At 49.9% G+C, this 6,354-nt stretch carries 6 protein-coding genes; 2 read left to right on the top strand and 4 right to left on the bottom strand.

The window, feature by feature from the left end; translation table 11 throughout:
• Window positions 1-245: 245 nt before the first annotated feature.
• A complete protein-coding gene (locus B4I46_RS19095) occupies window positions 246-743 on the bottom strand; it encodes a hypothetical protein (protein ID WP_286901350.1) in 498 nt (165 codons plus the stop codon).
• Between the two features lie 471 nt (window positions 744-1,214).
• Window positions 1,215-1,946 carry a metallophosphoesterase family protein gene (locus B4I46_RS19085; protein WP_104911774.1) on the bottom strand — a complete coding sequence of 244 codons (732 nt, stop codon included), beginning with the start codon at window positions 1,944-1,946 and terminating at the stop codon, window positions 1,215-1,217.
• Window positions 1,947-2,233: 287 nt separating this feature from the next.
• Here B4I46_RS19085 and B4I46_RS19080 point away from each other — a divergent pair, with 287 nt between their 5' ends.
• Together B4I46_RS19080 and B4I46_RS19075 are read left to right on the top strand one after the other, a co-directional pair.
• Entirely contained in the window at window positions 2,234-2,689 is a 456-nt protein-coding gene (locus B4I46_RS19080) for a helix-turn-helix domain-containing protein (RefSeq protein ID WP_313718061.1), read from the top strand.
• Window positions 2,690-2,797: 108 nt separating this feature from the next.
• On the top strand, window positions 2,798-3,646 hold the full coding sequence (locus B4I46_RS19075; RefSeq protein WP_285417094.1) for a hypothetical protein: 849 nt from the start codon (window positions 2,798-2,800) through the stop codon (window positions 3,644-3,646).
• A 165-nt stretch (window positions 3,647-3,811) separates the two neighbouring features.
• On the opposite strand, the gene B4I46_RS19070 is transcribed toward B4I46_RS19075, so the two are convergent.
• Entirely contained in the window at window positions 3,812-4,903 is a 1,092-nt protein-coding gene (locus B4I46_RS19070; RefSeq protein ID WP_286901345.1) for a hypothetical protein, read from the bottom strand.
• A 245-nt stretch (window positions 4,904-5,148) separates the two neighbouring features.
• The gene (locus tag B4I46_RS19065; protein ID WP_286901343.1) at window positions 5,149-6,279 is read right to left on the bottom strand and encodes a hypothetical protein; all 1,131 of its coding nucleotides are present in this window, start codon (window positions 6,277-6,279) and stop codon (window positions 5,149-5,151) included.
• Between the last annotated feature and the right edge of the window lie 75 nt (window positions 6,280-6,354).

Genomic DNA, 6,354 nt, shown 5'->3' with positions numbered 1-6,354 from the left:
GCACTTGGAACCTGAGGCCGCCATCCCGTGCTTCGCGCGGAATTTACAAGACTGCTTAGCGGCAAAGCCTAAGCGCCAAAACAGGAACGCCCGAGCAAACCGGGCGTTCCTTGTGCGCTGCCACTCAAGATTCCCTTCGAGAAGAAATGCCGAGGCCGAAAGTGCGGCAGGCGACGATGGTACGAACACCCACTCACAATACCTGGACGAGCATTACCGAGTCGCGATGTCAGCAGCCAAAGAAACTAGCGAACTACAATGCCATAGTCAGAAAAGTCACGGAGAATTCTTTTCCGGCTAAGCATCGCTGGCAGCTTGAACGTATTCCGATATCCATACCAGAATCCCATAGGAATGAGTATCAGCCCCAACCCATAAGTCGCCGTCGCAGCGATAACGCCCATTGGGATCGCCGCAATCGTCATTAAAATACCTTTCACAACTGTTGACCTGGCGATCAACTGCAGATCACTAAGGTCATATTCAACCTTTCCGCTAGCATTCTCGAATGCGATAACCACAATTGATTTCTTGGAAACATGCTTGTAAAACCATGTGCGTGGTACATTCATTGCCATCGCGCCATGTTGCCTCAAGTATTTCGGCATTACTACCTGCTTGAAGTAAAACGTCTGACCTTGTTCATCCTCAAGCCTAACCCGGCCATACAGTGCATCCAGGTCACCCGAGCCCTGCACATCATAGTTCTTCACTACTACTTTAATTTTCTTGAGGTCAGACATGGAACGTCCTTAATTCACTTGAACACAGGCCACCTACCCCACCGCTTTTTTGGCAGGAAAGGAAGCACTCTCAAAACTGATCATTTGCAGTTGCTAAAATGCCAACAGCGCTTGTCGAACTCAAGCATGCACATATAGCTTGCACTTAAGGCATTCAGCCACTCAGTTCACTGGCAATAACAAAGTAGTCCGCACCACTTACACTTCGCATCAATTTGAATCCGCACCTGCGCTCAACCTCCTGCAGAGGGGGAGTTACTACAGTCATGGCATTTTCACTAACACCCGACAAATCGTGAAAAACACTTGCCGCAAAGCGATCTCCTACCCTGGCCGCCCCGACCAAGTAGGCATCTACAGTCACACCCCAATCCAGATTTCGCGCCTGTACAACCTCGGTGGGAACCGTTTGATTAGGAGCCGAGCCACCTTCTGTGCCCCTGAACTCATACTTCAACACTGAACTCGACATTAGATCTCAATCTCAAAAAACGGATCGAAACCCGTAGGCTCATTTGGATAGCCTCGCGGATTTGAAATCAATCGGCAGCCGGCAAGTGTTACATCGACAGCATGGTGAGTGTGGCCGAATACCCATATGTCACTTTTCTCGATCAGGCTTGCCCACTCGTTGGTATAAGCGGCATTGAGATGCCCTTCATTTTGAGTTCCGGCCACAACCGAGGACGGGCAATGATGGGTCACGACAACCGTCTTGCCCTCATAGGGTTGATTCAATTGCTCAGTCAGCCACGCCTTGGCCAGCTGATTTCGGCTGACCAGATCATCTGGACGGATGCGACGGTAGTTACTATCTGTCCTGATCTGTTTGAAATCTGTCATCCACTCTCTCGCCATGTTGCTAGCGGCAACCTGGTCGCCAGTGCTCGTGAAATCTGTCCAGCTCATCGTGCCAAGCACCCTGACGCCAGCCAACTCCAAGATCTGGTTTTCCAGAACATGCACGTGCGCCGCAGCGGCATCCCGCATCTTCTGCAGCGTGCGATCGAGATGACCGCCGTACAGCTCGTGATTACCCATGACGTAGGCGACCTTGCATTCGAACGACTCATTGGCCCACTGGACACCGCGAGTCTTTTTGTCGACGTCTCCAGCCAATATCACCAGGTCAACGCCTGAACAATCGGGGGGATTCCAAGGGTGAAATTCACGGTGCAGGTCTGAGTAGATCCTGACTTTCAAACCTTCACCCTCCATAGGGTTTGCAACGACATAGCATAAGCAACTGACGATTTAACGGTTTATTGAACGCCGCTCCCACGCTGTCTTCCAAGGAAGCACAGGCTTGGAGGGGTGCCAGGCTAATGACACCTCTCACAAGCATCCATGACGTGGACGCCACAAGGCATCCACAGCGACGCGCATGATCGGTTTTATACACTATATGCTGTGTAACTGTACACCGCGCCGTGGCTACATCCTCAGTTTTAAGGGGATCTGCGTTGATAAGGCCGGCGCTTGCAGCAGTTATACGGACAGTCCGAGGGAGCTTGGGTCTGACCCAGGAAGGTCTGGGCCATGCCATCTCGCGCACCTATGCCGCAAAGATCGAGAACGCGGTCAGCTCCCCCACCCTCGACAAGTTCACAGAGCTCGCCGCCGCCCTCAACCTGAGCCCGGTTGCTTTGCTCTCTCTTGTCATTGCAACACGAGACAACGTGCCCACCTCGACCGTGCTGACAGAAGCAGCAGACCAGCTGAAGGCGCTGGAAGCGAAGATCAGCCCGAGCGATATCGCAGCACAGTTGACCGGTAAAGAGATTGTTAAGCGCCCCGCCGCGCGCCCAGCCGATCCTGTGAAGCTCCAGCAAGTGCTTGAGAGCAAAAATGCTGGGCTGACCAAAGCTGAAACTGCCAGGCAGCTTGGGATGAGTCGCTCGACGGTCGGTTTTCTGTGGGATCGCTCGCCCACCACAGAAAACTAGCTGAATGTGCTCAAGGCTCTAGCCCACCCCTTCGGCGCCGGGGTAGGGTGCTGGTCACAGAGAAGGCCAGCTGGCAATCAATCTTTAGGTTCTAAATAAGGGAAGAACTTGAACGTTTTTAGCATTTTGGAAAAACCGAGGGTGCCAATTGCGCTAACTGAGAGTAATTACAATAAGAAAACGAGCCGCACCAAGCCCTATGTGTGGAACAATGGGCAAGAGGTTAAGTCGTACGCTCTCTGCCCAGCCTGCGTAAATCCAGTTCTCTTGGTAAATCGTCATGTCGCGAAGACCGATGCCAAGATTCTCTATGCCAAGCATGCAGGACGCTCTATTCCTGGTTTAGCCGACCACGATCCACAAGCCTATGAAAGCTGTCCATTCCACAATCCGGAACGCTTTGACAGTAAAACTCGCCGCACCAACAAGGTGGGCAACGACGAAATCCGAGAAGCCCTGATCAACCATATTCACTTGGTGATCAAGATCTTGGAAACGGCCACAGGTATTGCATATAGCGATGGTCTGGTGGAGGCCATGCTAAAAGACTTCGGCGCTAACCAGGGGCATCAGTACAAAGCGATCAACCTGTATAACCTGCCATTCGGCTTTGCCTACATGACGGAAGCTCAGGACATGTACGGATTGAAGGTGGATAACTATCTTGCCGAGCAGATCACTGAGAACTCAGTCGGATTCGAGGTCGGGCAGTATCGTAAAGTGGTGCGCAAGAAAGACACCAAGGGCACAAGTCTGCGCTTCTACTTCAATAACCATCGACTGGGGGAATCGTCTGTAGGGGATGACTCAATCGATCTCGTCGTTGCAGAAATACATAACCCCACTCGCACCTCGACGATCGTTTGCTCGAAGGCCATCGAGTTCAACAGCGAATATTTCTTCAACACGTACATGCGGCGTGAGCGGTTACGTCTGCTCGCGCTGCAATACCTGTAGCGTGATGTCGCAGGAGGTAGACTCCAACCTACGGGCAAGCCGATGGGCTGCTATAGCCTTGATGGTAGGTGAAGGCCAGTCCAGCCCGCCGAGTGGGTATAGCAGTTCTCTCTCAAACACCCGCCGCATGACGGGTGTTGTGGTGGGCAGCCCAGCCTCAGAGAATCACGCAGTCAAGAACTCTTTGAGCAGCGCAGCGCAGCGGAATGGCGAGTCTACGATGTCCGTACCTGCCACCCTGTATGAGCGTATCCCAACCGCTGCCAGTTTTTCGTCTACGGCTTTGTCTTTTGCTACCTGGGCAGGAGTTGTGTGATGAGCTTTGGAATCACAAAATACTGCGACCCCCTCTTTTTCAAAGAAGAAATCTGCTTCAGTGATTGTCTGCGCCAGTTTCTTCGTGCGAACACCACCCTCCCACATCGACTGCAAAGATGGGAAAATCGATCCATCGGGATAAATATGCATCTGGATTTTGGGATGCAAACCAATTTGGCTCATGGCCTGCAAAAGGAAAAGCTCAATGGGGGAATCACACCCCCAAATCTTAAAGGGTTTTGAATCAGTAAACTTCTTGAAATAGTTCTTGCACCTGTACTTTTGGTAGTCTCCAAGAACCCCTTTGGTCTCGCCCAGCAACTCAGTACACAGACCAGGATCTGTTGCATTTCTCGGAACATGTTTGGAGGCAACAAAATAGGCATTGTAAACAAAGCCGATAACATCTGAGCATATGGCTTCGCTGACAGGAACTGCCCCAACAGCGTAAAGACCAAAAGCATCCGAGAATGGATTAAACCCCATGTAATGTGGCTTGCCGTCCAAAACCTTCTCTAAATCAAAATTTTCGATCCAGTCAATACCCACTGTCTGTGGCGAACCATTTTTCATAGCCGGACGTAGGGAAACATGGTAAGGCAGTGCGAATAGCTTACCATCACGTCTTTCGAATGAGTGACAGCAGACGACCACATTGACCATCTGGAATGTGTCACCACGCTCTCTATAATACTCAATGGCCTCTTTCGATGGATTTACACCGACAACTGGTGCTCCTTCGAAGAATCGCTTCGACAGGTCGAAAATAACCGCTTCAAGAGGCTGAACTCCGTCCAAGTCAAAGATATCATTAGCCAGAAATTTCCCAGCAGCGCTGGCCAAATCAATCTGAAAAGACTCATCAGGCAAATGATTGTAGTTGGGCAGCGTCCACAGTTCTTTTGGCCGATTCTCAATATCACCTTGGATGTTAGGCACGTGAGCTCCGAATTCTAATAACCAAGATAGTCGAGCATCATGAGTATGAAGGCTCGCGAATTATGCATAGCCAGAAACATTAAACCCAATCAAAATATAAATCTACAAGACCTTTACACACTACCCACAACCAGCGCCACCTGATATATTCATCTGTTTTTCAACAAAAATCCTTTGTGCGACAGCGCCATGGCACATTAAGAAACCAGAAGAGCGGGCCTATTTTTACACCCACTCACAACTAGTCAATTTATACTGATCAACAGCTCAAAGTCATCGTTGAACTCTTTGAGCTTATCATAGTCATCGTCACCTTTCTTTGATCTTGCCAACGCGTCAGCTGTGCAGCTACGACCCACCTCAAGTAATTCTGCAAAAAACACTCCACTCCTTAGTTCTTGCACGCCAGCTTTACTTCTAAACACCTCTAAGAACCGAGCGTAAATGGGCTTCAAGCAATCAGAATGATCGGTACTAATTTCACAGAGTTCAAAATAAATTCGCTCCAACGTTTCCAAGCCGGGCAAAGGCTTCAAAACTTTAATAGTATCTGGGTACTGCTTACCCTTCAGAGAATATTTCATTAAAGAGTCAGTAGCCGATCGCCCCATCGGAACATCTGACATCTCAGCTTTTTCATTCCCCGTAAAGAACATAAATGAATCGTAAATAGCAGTGGCAACCGAAACAAACTCGTCAGCCCCATAAATATTCACTGCCGTTCTTTTACCTTTATATACTACATCACCCACCGCAACGTCATCTATCATACGAAGACCTAGCGCCTCGCTAAGCTCGATCAACATACACACAAGCCACCGCCCATCCTCCTTTTCGATATCTACGTTATCGGCATAATCTTTCAGCAAGGAAAAAATACGATGCAAATCACCTAGGTAATTTCTGGAAGATGACTCTTTAACAACCTCAGCCTGAAGCTCTAGTTTGGTTGGGCCATTTTTAGGGAAAACCTTAGTATATAAGGCGTCGCCGTTCTCGAACACGAATCTGTTGCCGAACTTCGATTGCAGCTCACTCAATCGTTCCATGAAGAAGCGCCGGTGATTGACGTATTGCTCAAAAATCACCGCCGCAAGCTGCGCGTTAGTTACCCTTTGCTGCTCAGCATTTGTCTTCTGGATCTGCTTGTTCTGATGAGCTAGGAAGAGAAGCGTGGCCACAGTAGCTCCCGTAGAGGCCACCATGAAGAAACCACTCAACAACGACCCGAAGCTTGACCAAGCTGCGTGCTTATGTGAAATCGGCCCGAGGTTGATGCCATAGAGCGTAAACAGCACGATCCCGAAGCCGACCACACCAACCCCAATCGTCAACCAGGCACCCCAGATCCACCACCTGTTTTCGCTCTCGGCCACTGCTCTAACTCCATGTTTGATGAGTACTGGCAATCCTACCAGTGGCCTCCGGCCATCAGAACAAAAAGCTTGAGC

It is taken from the genome of Pseudomonas sp. UBA7500 (assembly GCF_002478435.1).
In the GTDB taxonomy this organism is placed as follows: Bacteria; Pseudomonadota; Gammaproteobacteria; order Pseudomonadales; family Pseudomonadaceae; genus Aquipseudomonas; species Aquipseudomonas palmensis.
This window is presented reverse-complemented; position numbering and strand designations above follow the sequence as displayed.

Bases quoted from the DNA above. Each gene is read 5' to 3' on its own strand.
- B4I46_RS19095 (WP_286901350.1), bottom strand. From the start codon at position 743: ATGTCTGACCTCAAGAAAATTAAAGTAGTAGTGAAGAACTATGATGTG.